Annotated in this window: 20 protein-coding genes and 1 tRNA gene; 4 read left to right on the forward strand and 17 right to left on the reverse strand. The window is 60.7% G+C overall.

The window, feature by feature from the left end:
* Positions 1 to 227: 227 nt before the first annotated feature.
* Positions 228 to 317 (reverse strand) — tRNA-Ser (locus tag AC07W0_RS17825).
* 320 nt (positions 318 to 637) lie between these two features.
* On the opposite strand from AC07W0_RS17825, the gene AC07W0_RS17830 reads away from it, so the two are divergent.
* The 3 genes from AC07W0_RS17830 to AC07W0_RS17840 all read left to right on the forward strand — a co-directional run bounded on the left by AC07W0_RS17830 (position 638) and on the right by AC07W0_RS17840 (position 3,306).
* Positions 638 to 1,330, forward strand: a complete 693-nt coding sequence (locus AC07W0_RS17830) for a crotonase/enoyl-CoA hydratase family protein (RefSeq protein WP_046489343.1) — start codon at positions 638 to 640, stop codon at positions 1,328 to 1,330.
* Between the two features lie 215 nt (positions 1,331 to 1,545).
* Positions 1,546 to 2,292: a lysophospholipid acyltransferase family protein gene (locus AC07W0_RS17835; protein WP_017848501.1), complete on the forward strand. Its 747-nt coding sequence runs from the start codon at positions 1,546 to 1,548 to the stop codon at positions 2,290 to 2,292.
* 42 nt (positions 2,293 to 2,334) lie between these two features.
* Positions 2,335 to 3,306, forward strand: coding sequence for a magnesium and cobalt transport protein CorA (locus AC07W0_RS17840; protein WP_026140214.1), 972 nt, complete (start codon positions 2,335 to 2,337; stop codon positions 3,304 to 3,306).
* Here the strand turns inward: AC07W0_RS17840 and AC07W0_RS17845 are convergent.
* The 3 genes from AC07W0_RS17845 to AC07W0_RS17855 form a co-directional block, all read right to left on the reverse strand.
* Entirely contained in the window at positions 3,284 to 4,027 is a 744-nt protein-coding gene (locus tag AC07W0_RS17845; protein WP_017848503.1) for an amidotransferase, read from the reverse strand. The two genes, AC07W0_RS17840 and AC07W0_RS17845, sit on opposite strands and share 23 nt — an antisense overlap.
* A gap of 85 nt (positions 4,028 to 4,112) precedes the next feature.
* Positions 4,113 to 6,260, reverse strand: coding sequence for a 3-hydroxyacyl-CoA dehydrogenase NAD-binding domain-containing protein (locus AC07W0_RS17850; protein ID WP_102618462.1), 2,148 nt, complete (start codon positions 6,258 to 6,260; stop codon positions 4,113 to 4,115).
* 15 nt (positions 6,261 to 6,275) lie between these two features.
* Positions 6,276 to 7,481: an acetyl-CoA C-acetyltransferase gene (locus AC07W0_RS17855; RefSeq protein ID WP_046382396.1), complete on the reverse strand. Its 1,206-nt coding sequence runs from the start codon at positions 7,479 to 7,481 to the stop codon at positions 6,276 to 6,278.
* A 640-nt stretch (positions 7,482 to 8,121) separates the two neighbouring features.
* Here AC07W0_RS17855 and AC07W0_RS17860 point away from each other — a divergent pair.
* On the forward strand, positions 8,122 to 8,928 hold the full coding sequence (locus AC07W0_RS17860) for a c-type cytochrome (protein ID WP_102618463.1): 807 nt from the start codon (positions 8,122 to 8,124) through the stop codon (positions 8,926 to 8,928).
* A 1-nt stretch (position 8,929) separates the two neighbouring features.
* Here the strand turns inward: AC07W0_RS17860 and AC07W0_RS17865 are convergent, their stop codons facing one another.
* The 13 genes from AC07W0_RS17865 to AC07W0_RS17925 form a co-directional block, all read right to left on the reverse strand.
* A complete protein-coding gene (locus tag AC07W0_RS17865) occupies positions 8,930 to 9,733 on the reverse strand; it encodes a transglutaminase family protein (protein WP_102618464.1) in 804 nt (267 codons plus the stop codon).
* On the reverse strand, positions 9,730 to 10,680 hold the full coding sequence (locus AC07W0_RS17870) for an alpha-E domain-containing protein (RefSeq protein ID WP_026140215.1): 951 nt from the start codon (positions 10,678 to 10,680) through the stop codon (positions 9,730 to 9,732). Before AC07W0_RS17870 ends, AC07W0_RS17865 begins: the two co-directional genes overlap by 4 nt.
* A gap of 4 nt (positions 10,681 to 10,684) precedes the next feature.
* The gene (locus AC07W0_RS17875) at positions 10,685 to 12,094 is read right to left on the reverse strand and encodes a circularly permuted type 2 ATP-grasp protein (protein ID WP_046382394.1); all 1,410 of its coding nucleotides are present in this window, start codon (positions 12,092 to 12,094) and stop codon (positions 10,685 to 10,687) included.
* A 447-nt stretch (positions 12,095 to 12,541) separates the two neighbouring features.
* Positions 12,542 to 12,883 carry a ribonuclease E inhibitor RraB gene (locus tag AC07W0_RS17880; protein ID WP_003193463.1) on the reverse strand — a complete coding sequence of 114 codons (342 nt, stop codon included), beginning with the start codon at positions 12,881 to 12,883 and terminating at the stop codon, positions 12,542 to 12,544.
* 213 nt (positions 12,884 to 13,096) lie between these two features.
* Positions 13,097 to 13,333, reverse strand: a complete 237-nt coding sequence (locus AC07W0_RS17885; protein WP_046382393.1) for a hypothetical protein — start codon at positions 13,331 to 13,333, stop codon at positions 13,097 to 13,099.
* A 103-nt stretch (positions 13,334 to 13,436) separates the two neighbouring features.
* Positions 13,437 to 14,042 (reverse strand): START domain-containing protein, encoded by a 606-nt coding sequence (locus AC07W0_RS17890; protein WP_046489328.1) that lies wholly within the window; start codon positions 14,040 to 14,042, stop codon positions 13,437 to 13,439.
* Between the two features lie 40 nt (positions 14,043 to 14,082).
* Positions 14,083 to 14,337 (reverse strand): YkgJ family cysteine cluster protein, encoded by a 255-nt coding sequence (locus AC07W0_RS17895; protein ID WP_017848513.1) that lies wholly within the window; start codon positions 14,335 to 14,337, stop codon positions 14,083 to 14,085.
* Between the two features lie 162 nt (positions 14,338 to 14,499).
* Complete coding sequence (locus tag AC07W0_RS17900; RefSeq protein ID WP_102618465.1) at positions 14,500 to 14,991, reverse strand: translation initiation factor 2; 492 nt, start codon at positions 14,989 to 14,991, stop codon at positions 14,500 to 14,502.
* 104 nt (positions 14,992 to 15,095) lie between these two features.
* Positions 15,096 to 16,535 (reverse strand): aminotransferase-like domain-containing protein, encoded by a 1,440-nt coding sequence (locus AC07W0_RS17905; protein ID WP_017848515.1) that lies wholly within the window; start codon positions 16,533 to 16,535, stop codon positions 15,096 to 15,098.
* Between the two features lie 204 nt (positions 16,536 to 16,739).
* Positions 16,740 to 17,555, reverse strand: coding sequence for an OmpA family protein (locus tag AC07W0_RS17910; protein ID WP_046489324.1), 816 nt, complete (start codon positions 17,553 to 17,555; stop codon positions 16,740 to 16,742).
* Positions 17,552 to 17,914: a DUF4398 domain-containing protein gene (locus AC07W0_RS17915; RefSeq protein WP_026140217.1), complete on the reverse strand. Its 363-nt coding sequence runs from the start codon at positions 17,912 to 17,914 to the stop codon at positions 17,552 to 17,554. Before AC07W0_RS17915 ends, AC07W0_RS17910 begins: the two co-directional genes overlap by 4 nt.
* 9 nt (positions 17,915 to 17,923) lie before the next feature.
* Complete coding sequence (locus AC07W0_RS17920; protein ID WP_046382389.1) at positions 17,924 to 18,742, reverse strand: substrate-binding periplasmic protein; 819 nt, start codon at positions 18,740 to 18,742, stop codon at positions 17,924 to 17,926.
* A gap of 67 nt (positions 18,743 to 18,809) precedes the next feature.
* Positions 18,810 to 19,739, reverse strand: a complete 930-nt coding sequence (locus tag AC07W0_RS17925) for an electron transfer flavoprotein subunit alpha/FixB family protein (RefSeq protein WP_017848519.1) — start codon at positions 19,737 to 19,739, stop codon at positions 18,810 to 18,812.
* Positions 19,740 to 19,741: the final 2 nt, after the last annotated feature.

Consider the following 19,741-nt stretch of genomic DNA (forward strand, 5'->3'; position numbering starts at 1 on the left):
TTGTTTTCGCAGGCACCTCTTCGACCATCGTTGACCGAAGCAGCCCGTTTAACCAGCCTGGAAGCCCACCTGCCAATTCTGAACGCGCCGAGCGGGCGTGTCCGAAGGCTGACGGAAAAAAACAGCGTCAGTCCCACATTGGGCCTATATGGCCTTTTTTTCAGCCGCAAGAAACCACAAACCCCCGACTTTCACTAGGAAAATCAGGGGTTTGTGTTTGCAGAATGTGGCGGTGAAGGAGAGATTCGAACTCTCGATACAATTTCTTGTATACACACTTTCCAGGCGTGCTCCTTAAGCCACTCGGACACTTCACCGTATCTCGTCAAACCAGTTCAGTCTGTCGAGGCGCGCTAATGTAGTCGAAAGACTTGCTGATGGCAAAGGTTTTTTTCAGAATTTTCATGCGGTTAGACCGGTATTCCGTGACGGGCCAGGCGAGGGCGATGATTCTGCCATTCTCAGGCATCGGCGGCACGCGTCTGGGACGGTTGCTGCGCCCTGCCCCGGGCGGTTTACCGCCGGGTATAGAGGGAAAGCCTGACTGGCCAGTCAGTCACAGCGCTTTACCAGGCCGGGCGTGGTGAGTAACGTCTGCGCATGCACCTCTATAACAAATCCTACAAGGAACCACGTCATGAGTGAGTTGATCTCCTACCACCTGGAAGACGGTATCGCGACCCTGACCCTGAGCAACGGCAAGGTGAATGCCATTTCTCCGGCGGTGGTCAGTGCATTTAATGAAGCGCTGGATCAGGCCGAGAAGGATCGGGCGGTGGTGATCATCACCGGGACGCCGGGGATTCTGTCGGGTGGCTATGATTTGAAAGTGATGACCGCCGGCCCTAAAGAAGCGATCGGCCTGGTGACGTCGGGCTCGACGCTGGCGCGGCGCCTGTTGGCGCATCCGTTCCCGGTGATCGTCGCATGCCCTGGGCATGCGGTGGCCAAGGGCGCGTTCCTGCTGTTGTCGGCGGATTATCGGATCGGGGTCGAGGGCCCGTTCAGCATTGGCCTGAATGAAGTGGCGATCGGCATGACCATGCACCATGCGGGGATCGAATTGGCGCGCGATCGTCTGCGCAAGTCGGCGTTTCACCGCTCGGTGATCAACGCCGAGATGTTCGACCCGCAAGGCGCATTGCAAGCCGGTTTCCTCGACAAGGTGGTGGCGCCGGAAGCGTTGCACACAGCGGCACTGGAAGCGGCGCGGCAGTTGAAGAAGCTCAATATGAACGCCCACAAGCAGACCAAATTGAAAGTGCGCAAAGCCCTGCTCGAAGCCTTGGATGAAGCAATCATCCAGGACCAGGGCCATATTTTGAGCTAAGCCGCCTACATGTGCCGTATCAAAGCCCGACCTTGAGTCGGGCTTTTTCTTACAAAAACAACCGACTAATCCTTGGCCGCTCTAGTCTGCCCCTGCTGGCACTTATTGAAACATGTACTTAAACATCGCCTATCTCCTACCTCTATCGGGGCAATTGCCGAATACAGTGTACATCCGTACACTGCGCCACCTTTTGTCTCGATGGTGCCGTGTCGATGCTGTTTCTGTTGCGTATGTCGTTGATGGGCCTGCACTTTATCCTCGCCGGCGGCTTGGGCGTGTTGCTGGGGATCTGTCGGCCGTTCAACCCGGACAACAGCCGTCTGTGCGCGCGCCTGTATGCGCTGCCGGCGATGCGAATACTGGGGCTGCGCGTCAAGGCCGATGTCGATTCGCTGCGCAACAAACCCGGCAGTTGTCTGATCATCGCCAACCACCAGTCCAACTATGACCTGTTTGTGCTGGGCACCGTGGTGCCGCACCGCACCGTGTGTATCGCCAAGAAAAGCCTGAAATGGGTGCCGTTGTTCGGCCAGCTGTTCTGGCTGGCGGGCAACGTGCTGATCGACCGCGGCAATGCGTACAAGGCACGCCGCGCGATGCTCACCACCACCCGGACGCTGCAGCATAAGGACACGTCGATCTGGGTCTTCCCGGAAGGCACGCGCAACCTGGGCAAGGGCCTGCTGCCGTTCAAGAAAGGCGCGTTCCACATGGCGATTGCCGCCGGCGTGCCCATCGTGCAGGTGTGCGTGAGCAATTACGTCACCCATATGCAACTCAATCGCTGGAACAGTGGCGATGTACACATACGCTCGCTGCCGCCGATTCCTACCACCGGCCTGACTGTGGATGACATCCCGGCGTTGATGCAAGCCTGCTACGCGCAGATGGATGAATGCATCAAGGCGATGGACCACGAACTGCAAAGTGCCATAACAATAGAACTCGCTTCCAGCTAAGCTGCCCAACATCTGTTCCCCTGATAAGAAGTGATCGGCACCATGGGTAGAGTTGTTGCGGCCGCTGTTTACAGCGCCGGAAAGAAAGTTACCGATATCACCCTCGACGAAGGCGCGGCCTGGGCCGCCAAACCCGGGCATTTTGTCTGGATCGGCCTGGAAGAGCCCGACGCTCGCGAGCTGGGCAACCTGCAACGCCAGTTCAACCTGCATGAACTGGCCATCGAAGACGCCCTGGAAAAACACAGCCGCCCCAAGCTGGAAACCTTCGGCGACGCGCTGTTTATCGTCACTTATTCTCCGGTGCGCGAGAACGGCAAGCTGGTGTTTATCGAAACCCATATCTTTGCCGGCAACGGCTACATCATCACGGCGCGCAACGGGCACTCGGCGTCCTACGGTTTGGTGCGCCAGCGCTGTGAGGCACGGCCATTGTTGCTGGAGCATGGGGAAGATTTCGTACTCTATGCACTGCTGGATTTCGTCACCGAAAACTATCAGCCGGTCAGCGAGGCGATCCACGCCGAGATCGATGAGCTGGAGCGCAACGTGCTGTGCAGCTCACTCAATGAGCACGATATCCAGAACCTCCACAGCCTGCGCCGTGACGTGCTGAGCCTGCGCCGCTACGTGGCACCGATGGTGGAGATCAGCGAAGAGCTGCAGAAGCTGAGTTTTCCATTCATCGACAAGAACATGCGCCCGTATTTTCGTGATGTACAAATCCACGTCACACGGCAGATGGAAGACCTGGCCACCCTGCGCGACATCGCCAGCCAGACCATCGAGATCGGTGTATTGCTGGAGGCGTCGCGCCAGAGCGTGGTGCAGCGCAAGTTCGCCGCGTGGGCAGCGATCCTGGCGTTCCCCACGGCGGTGGCGGGGATTTACGGGATGAACTTCCAGAACATGCCCGAGCTGCAATGGCATTACGGTTATTTTGGCGTGCTGGGGTTCATCGCTGTAGGGTGCAGCGGCTTGTGGGCCAGCTTCAAGCGTTCGGGCTGGCTTTAACCTTGGCTTCAGGCTTGTGCGCAACGAAGCGCATCATCCACTCCGCCACGGTCACACCGTGGTGGTCGCGCTCGAGGCTAGCCACGCCATTCTTGTAGACCTTCTCGCCCAAGGTCGTCTGAAGAATCTCCAACAGCTCGCGGGAATAGTCGTGGATGAACTCGGGGTGCCCCTGGAAGCACAGCACCTGATCGCCGATGTGGTACGCCGCAAACGGGCAAAACTCGCTGGAAGCGATGACCGTGGCATTGTCCGGCAAGGTGGTCACCTGGTCCTGGTGGCTGATCAACAACGTCAGCTCCGGTACCTCAGGGCTCATCCACGGCGCCTTGGCATCGATTTTGTAATCGTGGATGCCCATGCCCCAGCCCTGGCCGGCGCGCTCGGTCTTGCCGCCTAGCAGCAACGCCAACAATTGGTGACCGAAACAGATGCCCAACAACTTGTCGCCGCGCTCATAGCGGTCGAGCAGGTAGGTTTTGAGCGTCTGAATCCAAGGGTCGGTGCCAAACGAATCGGCCTTGCTACCAGTTACCAGATACGCGTCAAACACCTCATCATCCGACGGGTATTCACCCTGCACCACGTTGTACACGACAAACTCGGCCGGGATCGGCTGCTTGGAGAACAGGCGCTTGAACATCTGCCCGTAACCTTGGTACTGATCGATCAAGCCTGGACGCAGGATATCGGTTTCCAGGATGCAGACGCGTAGCGACATAAAAAATACCTGACACGGCGATGGGAATATTGAACACCTCCAGAGCCTGCCTTGAAATGTACCTGCAAAGCAAGCCCCGCATCGATCACCGAAATACTTCACCCTGTGCGGCTTTCTGCAGCAACAACGCCGGCGGCGAGAAGCGCTCGCCATACTGCTCGGCCAGGTAGCGCGCCCGTGCAATAAAGTCGTTCAAGCCGTACTGGTTGATAAATTGCAAAGCGCCACCACTCCACGCCGCAAAGCCGATACCGAAGATCGAACCGACGTTGGCGTCCGCGGTGGACATCAACACGCCCTCCTCCACGCAGCGCACGGTTTCGATGGCCTGGATAAACAACAAACGGTCGCGCACGTCCTGCGCTGAAATGCGTTGGTCGGGGCGTTCGAAGCGGCTTTTCAGTTCCGGCCACAAATATTTTTGCCCACCTGCGGGGTACTCATAGAAACCGCCCCCCGCCGCCTTGCCCATGCGCTGGTATTCGTTGACCAACAGATCAATCACCAGCGTCGCCGGATGGGTTGGCACGGCTTTACCTTCAGCCTGCAGATCCTTGGCTGTCTGCTGTCGGATATGGCTCATCAGGCTAAGCGACACTTCGTCAGACACCGCCAGCGGCCCCACCGGCATACCGGCCTTGCGCGCTTCGGTCTCGATCATCGGCGCAGCCACGCCTTCGCCGAGCATGGCGATGCCTTCGTTGGTGAACGTGCCGAACACCCGCGAGGTGAAGAAGCCGCGACTGTCGTTGACCACAATCGGGGTTTTCTTGATTTGCAGGACGAAGTCGAAACCACGGGCCAGGGTTTCGTCCGAGGTCTGTGTACCCTTGATGATTTCCACCAGGGGCATCTTGTCCACCGGGCTGAAGAAATGCAGGCCGATGAACTTGGCCTGATCCGGCACCGCCGTGGCCAGGCCGCTGATAGGCAAGGTGGACGTGTTGGAAGCGATCACCGCGTCCGGGCCGACCACGTTTTGCGCGGCCGCAGAGACTTTGGCCTTGAGCTCACGGTCTTCGAACACCGCTTCGATGATCAGGTCGCAGCCGGCCAGGTCGGCGTCAGACTGCGTAGGATGGATACGCGCCAAGGTGGCTTCGCGCTGCTCGGCGGTCAATTGCCCACGGCTGACCTTCTTGTCCAACAAGGTGGCCGAGTGCGCCTTGCCTTTCTCGGCGGCTGCGAGGTTGATGTCCTTGAGCACCACCTCAACGCCTGCACAGGCGCTGACATAGGCGATCCCCGCGCCCATCATCCCGGCACCGAGCACGCCGACCTTGCGCGTCAGGTAAGGCGCAAAACCCTCAGGGCGCGAACGCCCGGCGTTGATGTGATTGAGCTGGAACCAGAAGGTGCCGATCATGTTTTTCGCCACCTGCCCGGTGACCAATTCGGTGAAGTAGCGGGTTTCGATCAGGTGCGCGGTGTCGAAATCCACCTGGGCACCTTCCACCGCCGCGCAGAGAATTTTCTCCGGCGCCGGCAAGCAGCCATTGGTTTTGCTGCGCAGGATCGAGGGCGCGATGGCGAGCATCTGCGCGACTTTCGGGCTGGACGGCGTGCCTCCGGGGATCTGGTAAGCCTTGTTGTCCCACGGCTGCACGGCGTCGGGGTGGGCGAGAATCCAGGCGCGGGCCTTGGCCAGCAGTTCGTCGCGATCCGCTGCCAGCGCGTCGATCAAGCCCGCTTGCAGGGCCTGCCGTGGGCGGATCTTCTTACCTTCGAGCAAATACGGCAGGGCTTTTTCCAAGCCCAACAGGCGCACCATCCGCACCACGCCACCGCCGCCCGGCAGCAGGCCCAGGGTGACTTCCGGCAGCCCTAGTTGTAGCGACTGGTCGTCCAGCGCGACCCGGTAATGACACGCCAGGCAAATCTCCCAGCCACCGCCGAGGGCCGCGCCATTGATGGCGGCGACCACCGGTTTGCCAAGGGTTTCCAGGCTGCGCAGTTGCGCCTTCAGTACCCGCACACTGTCGGAAAATTCCTTGGCGTGGACCTTGTCGACCTTGATCAGTTCATTGAGGTCGCCACCGGCAAAGAACGTCTTCTTCGCCGAGGTGATGACCACGCCGGCGATCCCGTCCTTTTCCGCTTGCAGCCGCGCCACGGTGGCCGCCATGGCCTCGCGGTACACAGCGTTCATGGTGTTGGCGCTCTGGCCAGGCATGTCGAGGGTCAGGACCACGATCTGGTCCTGGCCTTTTTCGTAACGAATGGCTTGGGTCATGACAATTCCTTGGGCTCAGAGGCGTTCGATAATGGTGGCGATGCCCATGCCACCGCCGACACACAGGGTGGCCAGGCCGTAGCGTTGTTGGCGCACTTCCAGTTCGTCGAGCAAGGTGCCGAGGATTGCGCAACCGGTAGCGCCCAGCGGGTGGCCCATGGCGATCGAGCCGCCGTTGACGTTGACCCGGGCGGCGTCGATGCCCATGTCTTTGATGAACTTGAGTACCACCGAGGCGAACGCCTCGTTGACCTCGAACAGGTCGATGTCTTCGACGCGCAGCCCGGCCTTGGCCAACGCCTTGCGCGTGGCTGGCGCCGGGCCGGTGAGCATGATGGTAGGGTCGGTGCTGGTGACCGCCGTGGCGACAATCCGCGCCCGCGCTTGCAGGCCCAGCTCGCGGCCCTTGGCCTCGGAGCCGATCAACATCAACGCGGCACCGTCGACGATACCGGAGCTGTTGCCGGGGGTGTGGACATGGTTGATCCGCTCGACATGGCTATAGACCCGCAGCGCGGTGGCGTCGAAGCCCATCTGCCCGATCATCTCGAAGCTGGGCTTGAGCTTGCCCAAGCCTTCGAGGGTGGAGTCGGCACGGATAAATTCATCGTGGTCCAACAGCACAAGGCCGTTCTGGTCCTGCACCGCGATCAGCGACTTATTGAAGGAACCGTCTGCGCGCGCCCGGGCCGCTTTCTGCTGGGAATGCAGGGCGAAGGCGTCGACGTCTTGACGACTGAAGCCTTCCAGGGTCGCGATCAAATCCGCGCCAATGCCCTGGGGCGTGAAATGGCTGTGCAGATTGGTTTGCGGATCGAGCACCCAGGCGCCGCCATCGCTGCCCATGGGCACGCGGGACATCGACTCGACGCCACCGACCACCACCAGGTCTTCGAAGCCGGAACGCACTTTCATCGCGCCCAGGTTCACCGCCTCGAGGCCCGAGGCGCAGAAGCGGTTGACCTGGACACCGGCGACGCTGACGTCCCAGTCCGCCACCAGCGCGGCGGTCTTGGCGATGTCCGCGCCCTGGTCGCCCACGGGGGTGACGCAGCCGAGGACGATGTCATCGACCTGGCGGGTATCGAGGTCGCTGCGCCGGGCCAGCGCCGTCAACAAACCCGCCACCAGGTTTACCGGCTTGACGCTGTACAAGGCACCGTCGGCCTTGCCTTTGCCCCGGGGCGTGCGTATCGCATCAAAGATCAAAGCTTGGGTCATGACATCCTCGAACCGCTGTGCATGTGTGCCCTTACCTTAGGCCCGATTGACACGGTTTCAATGACGGATGCGCTCATTGCGTTTGACCCCCTCGCTCGGACGAACGGTAGCAGATGAGTGCAACCGTTTGATTAATCGTTTTAGCGGTCTAGCCAAGGCATTGGCGCCAAGATGGCGATAGGCCTCATACCTTTTTCAGTAAAAAATATGACAAGTTGATATGAAATGGATCTAAGCCACGCAGAACGAGGGCTCTAAGGTTCACTCAGTAGGAAGTTGCTGCCGGGTTTTGCTGGAGCATCTGTAAGAAAAGCGACACGTCACGTTGCGATACTGAAATAAACCGGCACGCATTTGACGCTCAGGAATAACAACAAAAGGCAGTCAGCCATGTTCAAGCATTCGAAAATACGTCAGGCGGGACTTATTCTGTTCGCCACCACACTGATTCTGATCTTGCCCAACCTGACCAAGGTGCTTGGGTGACGAATCACACGCGCCATTCTGTACATCAGGCTTGCAGTTTTTGGCAGCTCCTGCGGGGACATTGCGTATAGCGGTCCCGTTGCAGGGGCTGCCGTTTTGCCTGGGAATTTTCCGGTATCTTAGGCGCCACTTCTTCTCGCACCGGGCCTCTCTCTTGAAATCGATCCTCGCCCTCTTCGCCTTGTTCCTCGCCCTGCCCGTTGCCGCCGCGCAGTTGACCATCGAGCTGGACCACACCAGCAAGACCTGGCAGACCGAAGACCTGCTCAAGCACCCCGATGCACAGACGGTGCATATCGTTGATGACGTTTCCTACAAGCGAAGCATGACGTATCGCGCAGTCCCGCTGGCGGTACTCCTACCGGGTCTGCAGACGGAAAACCATCTGCAGGCCATCGCGCTCGACGGGTTCGCCGCCGAACTGAGCGCCGCGCCTTTGCTGGAAACACACGGCGCCCGCGCCTGGCTGGCGGTGGAAGATCCCAGCGATCCGTGGCCCGCGCTGGCCGCCGACAAGCCGAGTGCCGGGCCGTTCTACCTGGTGTGGACGAACCCTCAGGCCGGGCACATCAGCTCCGAGCAATGGCCGTTCCAGATCTCCGGGATCAAGCAGTTGAAGACGGTTGCCGAGCGTTTTCCGGCGTTGCTGCCCGATCCGAAGCTGGGTGCGAATGATCCGGTCAACCAAGGTTTTGCGCTGTTCCAGAAAAACTGCCTGGCCTGTCACCGCCTCAATGGGGCTGGCGATGCACAGGTAGGGCCGGACCTGAACATTCCCTACAACCCCACCGAATATTTCAGCGGCGATTTTCTCAAGCGCTATATCCGCGACCCACAAAGCCTGCGGCGCTGGCCCCAGGCGAAAATGCCGGCCTTCGCCGCCGGCGTGTTGCCCGACAGCGAGCTGACGTTGCTGGTGGGGTATTTGAAGCATATGGCCGGGCGCAAGCAGCAGCCCTGAGCTATTGCTGCTGCACCGAAACCAGCGGCGTCGGCGCCACCGACACCTTGGCATGCATCTGCTCATGCCCGCCGCCGCGCCGCATGCCGCGTACCGGGCAGGCGTCCAGATAATCCAGGCCCACGGCCAGTTTCAGGTGCCGCTCCGGCCGCGCCAGTTGGTTGGTCACGTCAAAGCTGTACCAGGCGTCGTCCAGCCAGGCTTCGGCCCAGGCGTGACTGGCCAGGTGCGTGCTGTCCTCGGTGTACAAATACCCCGACACATACCGCGCTGGAATCCCCAGGCTGCGCGCGCAGGCCAGGAACGCGTGGGCGTGGTCCTGGCACACCCCCGCACGCCCCGCGAAGGCCTGCGCGGCGCTGGTGTCGACCTCCGTGGCGCCGGGCGTGTAGACCATCGAGTGGTTGAGCGCGTGCATCAGGTCGATCAAGGCGCTGCGGTCGCGGCGCTGATGGCAATGCTGCTCGGCAAAGCGGCGCAGGGCTTCGTCGGGCTCGGTCAGCCGCGTACTGCGCAGGAACGGGTAGGCGGACTGGCTCTCGTGCTCAGCCTCGCGCAACTCGTCGATATCCACCTGGCCCCGGGCGCCGATGATGATGGCGTCGTGGGGCTCGTCCAGGGTCAGCACATGCAGGATATTGCCGAACGGGTCGACCTGGGCGCGCACCGGACGCGGTAGATCCAGTTGCCAACTGAGTACGTGCTGGCGTTCGCTGTCGTGGGGCGTAAGGCGCAGGTACTGGATGCTGGCACGCACCTGATCGTCGTAGTGGTAGGTGGTTTCGTGGCTGATGGAGAGTCTCATGCCGCCTCCAGGTAGGAACTGTAGATGGCGTCGCCCAACTGGCGGACCAAGGGAATAAAGTCGGTCAGCCAGGCATGCAGGCCTTCCTCGAGGATTTCGTCGATGGCGGTAAAGCGCAGGCGTGCATCCATTTCGGCGGCCAGGCGCTGGGCCGGGCGGCCGTTGAGACCGGGCAGGCTGGCGAGGATCTGGTCGATCTCTTCGCTGCAGGCCCGCAGCGAACGCGGCACATCGGCGCGCAACAGCAACAGCTCTGCCACTTGCCGGGCGCCGGGGGCGTCGCGGTAGATCTCGGTGTAGGCCTCGAACGACGACAACGCACGCAACAAGGCACTCCACTGGTAGTACGCGTGGGCCGTGCCATCGCTGACCGCTTCGGCCTGGTCGCCAGCCATTTCATAGCGTGCGTCCAGCAGGCGCAGGGTATTGTCGGCGCGCTCGATGAAAGTGCCCAGACGGATAAAGCGGAAAGCATCGTTGCGCATGATCGTGCCGTAGGTGGCGCCGCGAAACAGGTGCGAACGCTCCTTGACCCACTCACAGAACCGGCTCATGCCGTAGCGGCTCAAGCCTTGCTGGGCGATGTCGCGGATATCCAGCCAGGTGGCGTTGATGTTTTCCCACATGTCGGCCGTGATTCGCCCACGCACCGCATGGGCGCTGGCCCGCGCAGCACCGAGGCAGCTGTAGATGCTGGCCGGGTTGGCCGCGTCCAGGGCGAAAAAGTGCAGCAGGCGTTCGGCGTGCAGCTCACCGTGTCGCGCGTGGTAGTCATCCAGCGTGCCGGTGATCAGCAACGGCATGGCCAGTTCATGCAGGCCGTCGCCGCGCCCGTCCTGGGGCATCAGCGACAGCGAATAGCTGACGTCGAGCATGCGCGCGAGGTTTTCCGCGCGTTCAAGGTAGCGCGACATCCAGTACAGATCCGAGGCAGTTCTACTCAACATGGCATCAGTCCTCAACCACCCAAGTGTCTTTGGTGCCGCCGCCCTGGGACGAGTTGACCACCAGTGAACCTTCGCGCAGCGCCACGCGGGTCAGGCCGCCGGGCACCACGCGGGTTTCCTTGCCGGACAACACGAACGGGCGCAGGTCGATATGGCGCGGGGCGATACCGTTTTCGACGAAGGTCGGGCAGGTGGATAAACACAGGGTCGGCTGTGCGATATAGGCGTGGGGCTTGGCCTTGATACGCGCGCGGAAGGCTTCGATTTCCGCCGCCGTGGAAGCCGGACCGACGAGCATGCCGTAGCCGCCGGAGCCTTGGGTTTCCTTGACCACCAGGTGCGGCAGGTTAGCCAATACGTGGGACAGTTCGTCGGGCTTACGGCATTGGAAGGTCGGAACGTTCTTCAAGATCGGTTCTTCATCCAGGTAAAAACGGATCATCTCGGTGACAAAGGGGTACACCGACTTGTCATCCGCCACCCCGGTGCCGATCGCGTTGGCCAACACCACATTGCCCGAACGATAGGCGGCAAGCAGGCCGGGGACGCCGAGCATGGAGTCCGGGTTGAAGGCCAGCGGGTCGAGAAACGCATCGTCGAGGCGGCGATAGATCACGTCCACGGCCTTGGGGCCGTCGGTGGTACGCATGAAAACGCGGTCATCGCGCACGAACAGGTCGGCGCCCTCCACCAGTTCCACGCCCATTTCCCGGGCGAGGAAGGCATGCTCAAAGAACGCACTGTTGAAACGCCCGGGGGTCAACACCACCACGCTGGGGTTATCCAGGGGGCTGGCGCTTTTCAGGGTGTCGAGCAGCAAGTTGGGGTAGTGGTCGATCGGTGCGATACGCTGGGCCGCGAACAGTTCGGGGAACAGGCGCATCATCATCTTGCGGTCTTCGAGCATGTAGCTGACGCCGCTGGGCGTGCGTAGGTTGTCCTCCAGCACGTAGTAAGTGCCGTCACCATCACGCACGAGATCGACACCGGAGATGTGGGAATACAGATCGCGGTGCAGATTCAAGCCCTGCATAGCCAACTGATACTGCTCGTTGGCCAGCACCTGTTCGGCGGGAATGATCCCGGCCTTGATGATGCGTTGTTCATGGTAGAGGTCGGCGAGAAACATGTTCAGCGCCTTGACCCGCTGAATGCAGCCACGTTCGACAATCCGCCATTCACTGGCGGGAATGCTGCGCGGGATGGTGTCGAAGGGAATCAGGCGCTCGGTGCCCTGCTCATCCCCGTAGAGGGTGAAGGTGATCCCGGCGCGGTGAAACAGCAAATCGGCTTCACGCCGGCGCTGGGCCAGCAGTTCAGCGGGGGTTTCGGCCAACCAGCGGGCGAACTCGCGGTAATGAGGGCGAACCTGCCCTGCCCCATCGTACATTTCGTCGTAATAAGTGCGGATCATGCCGTACTCCTTGTCACCCGGACGCAAGAATCATCGCAAGGCCCGTGCCAGCGGCATAAACACTTAAAAATCAGTGAGTTAAATAATAGCGGGGAGTTAAGCGCACCATCCTGGTGCGCGGAATGCCCGGTGTCTTGTCGCGCGCTTCATCACAATGCGGGCTTTGACTATCAACAGCATAGCCAGTGTTGATTTCACTGCCCGCCCCCCGGTGCGGATAATCACCGTCATCTGCTGAACAGGACTCGTCCTACAGCCTTACCCATCGAGCAATCGGTACCGTGTGATCTCGTGTATCGACCGACTCCTCCGGTCTTCCCTTTCGACCACCCCACTCGGGTGGTTTTTTTTGCCTGGAAATACCGCGCGAGTTGCGTCTGATTTCAGACGCCACAAACAAAATCGGCCGACCCAAAGGTCAGCCGATACGCTGTGTTTCTCATACTGCTACATGGGTAACCCACGCACCTCCTGCTTGACGCCCCATCCTTCGATGATCCCGCCCAGCGGCTCGACCACCGCTTCAAAGTCTTGCTCGAAGTCTCCTATGCCGTCGTAGGTTGCAAACATGATCTTGCTCAGTTCCAGGTACCAGGCGCCATCGTCGCGCGCGCTGACCTGGGCATTCAGGGATTCGCCACGAAACCGACCCGCAGCCCTGCGCGCCCGTTCCTCGTCCGGGAAAATGGCGTAGAACTCGATGGGGTGGAACCGTGAAAAATCGAAGCCGCCTTCTTTCATGCGGCGCAGAACGTTGGTGCTGATGTCTTCTTGATAGGCTGTGCTCATGAAACGTCCTCCTCAAACCGATGGATAGACTTTCCGTGCTTCCCGAAGCCCACGCCTTACTGGCGCGGGTACTACGGCAATGACATCACCGCTGGAAAACAAGCATGTAGCTGACAAGACCAGACCTTAGCGATTCATTCGCTGATCTCACTTGCAGAGTAGCGCGAAGCTATCACCTCCACCAGAGGCGCTTGAATGGCAGACAGGGAATGTTCAGACGACGGGAGAGATGTCGAGGATCTGGATACTGTTCTGGTCTTTGAGGATCTTGACCGTCGGTTCGGGTTTACGGCCTTCCAGGTCATTGAGGTCCAGTTCGGCGGCCACCGGCACCAGCTTGTCGCGAATCAAGTGTGCCGCATCTTCGAGGCTGGGCTTGCGCTCGCAGGTGAACTGCTCCACGGACTGCACGCCGTGATCATCAACGAAGGTAATCTGCCACTTTTGCATCGGTGCCTCCTCGATAAAGCCCGCGTGTGGGCTTACCTCTATCTGGACCTTGAGGGCTCGCTAAACGTTCCACTCAAGGTCGCAGGCACCGGGTCTGCCGCGCTTACTTCTCGGCGCGTTCCCTGAGGGCTTTCAAGGTGTTGAACGGGGCGTCCACCACGAACTTGTTGGCCAACCACGAAGGCACGCTGCCGCCTGGCTCGGTGTGTACCTGGTAGGTCACTTCGGTTTCGTTGGCACCTTTAGGCACCAGTTTCCAGTAGCCGTCGACCTGGGCCACGCGCACATACCCCTTCACTTCCGGCTGATAGGTCGGCACTTCCAGCAGGGTGCGGGTCACGCTGCCGTCGGCGGCCTTGGCCGTGGTGATTTCCAGGATCGAATCGCGGTCGGTCACCGGGAACGGTGCCTTGAATTGGGTGTAGGTCCAGCTCTTGACGCCCTCCTGCTTGAGCAGCTTTTGCGACTTGCAGTCATGAATCCAGGCGCAGGCACCGACCGCATCTTCCTGCAAGGCCTCGATCTTGGCCACGGGGGCCTTGATCACTGTCACACCGCGATACGCCTTGTACTTGGAACCGGCGACTTCGCTCAGCGACACCTTGATCCCGTCTTCATCCTTGGCGACTTGCCAATCCTCAGCCTGAGCAGTGGCAGCAAACAACACCGTAAAACCGCACAACACAGCCATTCGTTTCAGCGAAACCATTGTTGTATTCCTTATTGTTGAAGTTCCGATAGTAAAGCCATCAAGCCGCCGTCATCTGCTCCCACCAGCCGATCAACCTGATCGCATCGGCCTGGTCGGTGCCGCAGACCTCGATATCCGCCTTGAAATCACTGCACACCGCCGGCCGTTCCGGTTGCCCGAACAGCAGGCATAACTGTTCGACCGACAGGTGCAGGCAGCGTTCGCCCGCGGGTTTGCCGTGGGGCATTCCCGGCAGCGGTGAACTGATGGAGGGGGCGATGCAGCAAGCGCCACAGCCTTCACGGCATTTCATGAGCAACAGGTCCTCGACGGCTCAATAGGGACGGCCGGGCTAGAGTACGCCCTTAAACAGCCGTTTTAAAATGGTCTAACAGGGGTTTTTCGCAGAAAATAAAAGTGACTGACCAGTCTGCGACAGATGGTCGAGTATCGACGTCACCTTCGCCGGAAAAGTTTATTGCTTGAATTCGAAATCCAGCGCCGCGCCTTCCACCTCACGCCGTTCTTCGTTGCGCAGTTGCAGCTTCATCTCATTGCTGAGCAGGCGACCGTTGATCTGGAATGCACTGTTGTCAGTCGGCTTTTCGCCAAACATCGGCGGCAACAACGGTACGTTTTTCGGCGCAGGCATACTGCCGATGGGCTGCAAATGCCTGACCATGTCGGAGGGCAGGGACAAGTCCAACTGCGCCGGTGGCAAGTGGGTCTGGGCCACTTCGTGGGCGGACTTGGACGTGCTCGCAACCGGCGCGCGTTTTTTTGCCGATGCGTTTTTTTTGTTGGTCGCCGGGGCTTTTTTCGCCGGGGTCGGTTTTTTTGCGGGGGTTGTGTGCTCGGTACTCGCGGTCGGTGCGGGGTCCGCCACAGGCGTCGCCGCCAGCGTGACGCCGACGTGACTCAGGCTGAGCAGGCTAATCACTAAAACAGCGCGAAAAATAGAAGTCATATTGCCAACAGCATTAACGGCAGAAGGCCATATGCTCGCTTGTTGAAGGCAGCATGACAAGCGCGGTGATTGGCCAGCTATCAGAACTGGCTACTTGGCGAGCCTCACAAGCCGGCCGCTGTCTCCAGGCATAACTGACTGGCGAGCATCCCCAAAGTCATCAGCGCCCGCTCTGCTTCGCGATTCCACGGCGTGCCGCAGTTAAGACGAATACAGTGGTTGAACTGTTCCGTATTACTGAAGATCAACCCCGGTGCGATGCTGATGCCCTGCTGCAATGCACGCACGTGCAGTTCCTGGGTATTGACCCGCCCCGGCAAACTGACCCACAGGATAAAACCGCCGGTCGGACGGGTCATCTGGGTGCCTTCGGGAAAATACTGCTGAACCGCCAGTTGGAACGCGCTGAGGTTCTTGCGGTACTCCTGGCGGATGTAACGCAGGTGCCGATCGTAACCGCCGTTCTCCAGGTACGCGGCGACGCCCATCTGGGTGACGCTGCACGCCGAATGGGTGCTGAACATCTGCAAACGCTGGATTTCCTGCTGATACTTGCCGGCGATCATCCAGCCGATACGCACGCCGGGTGACAGGGTTTTGGAAAAGCTCGAGCAATAAATCACGCGGTCGAGGCGATCGTAGGCTTTCAGGGCTTTGGTGCGCCCCAGTTCGAACATCAGTTCGCCGTAGATATCGTCTTCGACGATCTGGATATCGAAATCCGAGGCCAGGCGCAGCAAGTGTTTCTGCCGCTCCTCGGGCATGGTGCCGCCCAACGGATTGCTCAGGCGCGTGGTCAGCACCAGGGCTTTGATCGACCACTGGTTAGCGGCCAATTGCAGGGCTTCCAGGCTCATGCCGGTGGCGGGGTCGCTGGGGATCTCGATGACCTTGAGGCCCAGCAGATCCGCCAATTGCAGCAAGCCGTAATAGGTCGGCGACTCGGCGGCGATCAGGTCGCCCGGCCGCGTCAGCACCCGTAACGACATCTGCAGGGCATCGACGCAGCCGTGGGTGATCACCACTTCGGACGGGTCCACCACCACGCCGGCATCGCGCATGCGGATCGCCACCTGGCGGCGCAACGGCTCGAAGCCGGGGCTGAACATGTAGCTGAACGCCCGCGGGCTCTGGAAGCGCGTGACCTTGGCCAACTGCTGGTGCAGTGCGCGTACCGGCAAGTAATCCACACTCGGCACGGCCGCGCCCAGCGGGAATACGCCTTCGCGACGCGACTCCACCAACACTTGCTGAATGATGCTGCTGCGCGTCACCAACCCCGGGCGCTCGACCCGGGCGATATCCGGCGTCGGCGCCGTCAGCGCCGGTGTCTGGTGTACGTAATACCCGGACTGCGGCCGTGCGCGAATCAAGCCCTGATCTTCCAGGTTGGCGTAGGCCTGCAACACCGTGGCATGGCTGACGTTGAGCTGGGAGCTCATCTTGCGCACCGAAGGCACACGCTCACCCGGTTGATAGACACCGCGCCGGATATCCTCAGCCAGTTGCTGGGCGATACGTTGGTAAAGCAACAGATTGGTCATGACGCAGCACTCGATTTCACGGCTATTTTATTTTTGTGTGAAACATACCGGCACAGTTTAGAAGTGTACGGGGACAGTTGCCACAATAGTCGAGCGCGAGCGGCAGTGATAGAAAAAACTGTAAGGGTGGCCTGAGGCGTTTCGGGCCCCCCGAAAAAAATGTGGGAGGGGGCCCCCCTCCCATATTTTGCTTGCGCCAGGCTCCTAGCGGGCGGCGCCCAACTGGCCCTTCGCGTCGGAGAACACGATCTCTACCCGGCGGTTCTGCGCGCGGCCGCGCTCGGAAGCATTGGCCTCCACCGGGTACTGGTCGCCATAGCCTTCGACCTGGATGCGCTTTTCGTCGATCCCCAGGTCCACCAGCACATCCGCCACCGATTGCGCGCGGTCGCGGGACAGTTGGAGGTTTTCCTGCTCGCCGCCGGTGCTGTCGGTGTAACCCTCGATACGCACGATGCGCTTGGGGTTCAGTTGCAGGAACTGGACGATTTTCAGCACGGTGCGGTTGGCCGAGTTTTTCAGTTCGGCTTCACCGGTGTCGAACAACACGTCGCCCAAGGTCATCACCAGGCCGCGATCGGTCTGGGTGGTGGCCAGGCTGGCGATCTGTTCCTCGAGCCATTTGCCCTGCTGTTGCACGCTGACCAGCTTGCTCTCGCGCAGGGCCAGTTGCAGGCGCTGGCGTTCCAGTTCGAGTTTGGCGCCACGTTCCTGATTGAGCGCCTGCTCGGTGTGTTCGCGGGCGATCGCGCTGTAGCGCTGGCTGAGGTAGGCGTAATGCACCACGTCGGCACCGCTGCCCCAATAGCTGGACAAGCGATCGGCACGGGCCAGGGACTCTCCGGCGCGGATCACGTCCTTGGGCGCGAAGCGCAGCACGTTGGCGTCTTCCTTGACCTTCTGGAAGTCGCTGCCCGCCTGTTGCAGGGCCTGCTCGCCATTCGGGTGGCTGGCGCAACCGCCCAGGGCCGCGCTGCCCAGCAGCACGACACAACTCAAGCCACGGATCATCGGGCTCATTGGGCTTCTCCCAGCTGCAATTGCTTGCGCAGGCGGGTGATACGGGTATTGAGCACGTTCAGTTGTTCCTGGCTCTTGCGGGTCAACACTTGGGCTTCGGCGAGACGCGCATCCAGCTCGGCCTGTTCGGCCTGCATGCGCGCGTTCTTGTAGGACTGGTCGGCCATATCAGCCTGAGCCTGGGCGAATTTACCTTCAGCCAGTTTCAGTTCGGACGATTCATCGGAGTTGGCACCCACGGCGTTGGCTTGTTCCAACGCTTGCTGGGTGAGGCGTATTTGTTCATTCGGCGCAGGATCGGCTGCACATCCCGCCAGAGCAACGACGGCGAGGGCCGCTAAAAAAGGTCGAAAAATCACTGAAAATCCCTACTTTGTTGGGGTGCCGACGGGTTGTTGCAATTGCGCTTTCCAGCGCTCCAGATTGCGCTGCAGCGCAGCTTGCGCCACACCAGACCCGGACAATTCTGTCATCTTTTTCGCCAGCTGTCCGCGCAGCCAGGGGTCATTGCACGCGGAGTTGTGGGAAATCGCCAGGTACAGGCCAGGCTGATCGACGGGCACGTCGCGGGCGAACAGGTCATTGCTCATGCCCAGGGTCTCGGCCATGGCCATGCCGGAGTAACGCCCGGCGAGTACGTAGTCCACTTCCCCCAGCAGCAGTTTCTGAAACGCCGGAGTCAAGGTGGGCAGGCGTTGCAGGGTCAATTGCTGGGCGGCGAAGGTTTCAAAGTCGTGGCTCAACCGCGCCCGTTCCGACACCGCGCCCTGATGGCCGTGCAGGTCGGCGGCCGTGGCATAGGCCAGCGCCGAGTCCTTGCGGGTCCAGACCAGATAGTCGATCTGCACCAGCGCCGGGTGGAGGTAGTCGAGGGTTTCCAGCTCGCCGATATTCAACGGCGCATCGGCCAGCAGATCCATGCGCCCGCTGCGCACTTCATCCAAGGCCTGGGAACGCTTGCCGCCATAGAGCAGGTCGATTTTCAGCCCAAGGTCCTGGGCCACTTGCTGCAACATGTCGGCGGTGGCGCCGATCAAGTGCGTGGGGTCCTGTGGATCGCGCCAGAGCAAAGGCGGAGCGTCCGGGCTGCCGGTAGCCACCAGGCGCTCGCATTTGCCGGCCGCCAGCGACAGGGTCGGCAGCAACAGTGTGAAACCCAGCAGTGTGGCCCAGGGGCGCAATTCCATGGCGAGGTGCTCCGATAATAAAAAGCCCGGTCAAAAGACCGGGCTCTTTATAAGTGAAGCGACTGGATTAGACCAGCTTCTCCAATTCAGGTACGGCTTCGAACAAGTCCGCCACCAGGCCGTAATCAGCCACCTGGAAGATCGGTGCTTCTTCGTCCTTGTTGATCGCCACGATCACCTTGGAGTCTTTCATGCCGGCCAAATGCTGGATCGCGCCGGAGATACCGACGGCGATGTACAGCTGTGGCGCAACGATCTTGCCGGTCTGGCCGACCTGCATGTCGTTGGGCACGAAACCTGCGTCGACCGCAGCGCGGGAAGCGCCGACGGCAGCGCCCAGCTTGTCGGCCAGAGCGTACAGGTGCTTGAAGTTGTCGCCGTTCTGCATGCCACGCCCGCCGGAAACGACGATCTTGGCAGCGGTCAGCTCAGGACGATCCGACTTGGCCAGCTCTTCGCCGACGAAGCTGGAAATACCCGCGTCGTGGGCCGCGGAGACGGCTTCAACGGCGGCCGAACCGCCTTCGGCGGCAACCGGGTCGAAACCGGTGGCGCGCACGGTGATGACCTTGACCGCGGCGGTCGATTGCACGGTGGCAATGGCGTTGCCGGCGTAGATCGGACGCTTGAAGGTGTCGGCGCTTTCGACCGAGATGATCTCGGAGATCTGGTCAACGTCCAGTTGCGCGGCAACCCGCGGCAGGATGTTTTTGCCGTTGGAGGTGGCAGCGGCCAGGATGTGGCTGTAGCCAGCACCCAGCTCGGCGACCAGAGGCGCGACGTTTTCCGGCAGTTGGTGAGCGTAAGCGGCGTTGTCGGCCAGCAGTACTTTGCTCACGCCAGCGACTTTCGCCGCGGCTTCAGCCACGGCGCCAGCGCCCTGGCCTGCAACCAGCACGTGGATGTCACCACCGATTTTCGCCGCGGCGGCCACGGTGTTCAGGGTGGCCGGAGCCAGTACCTTGTTGTCGTGTTCAGCGATTACCAAGATAGTCATGA

It is taken from the genome of Pseudomonas sp. GW704-F2, from assembly GCF_059423025.1.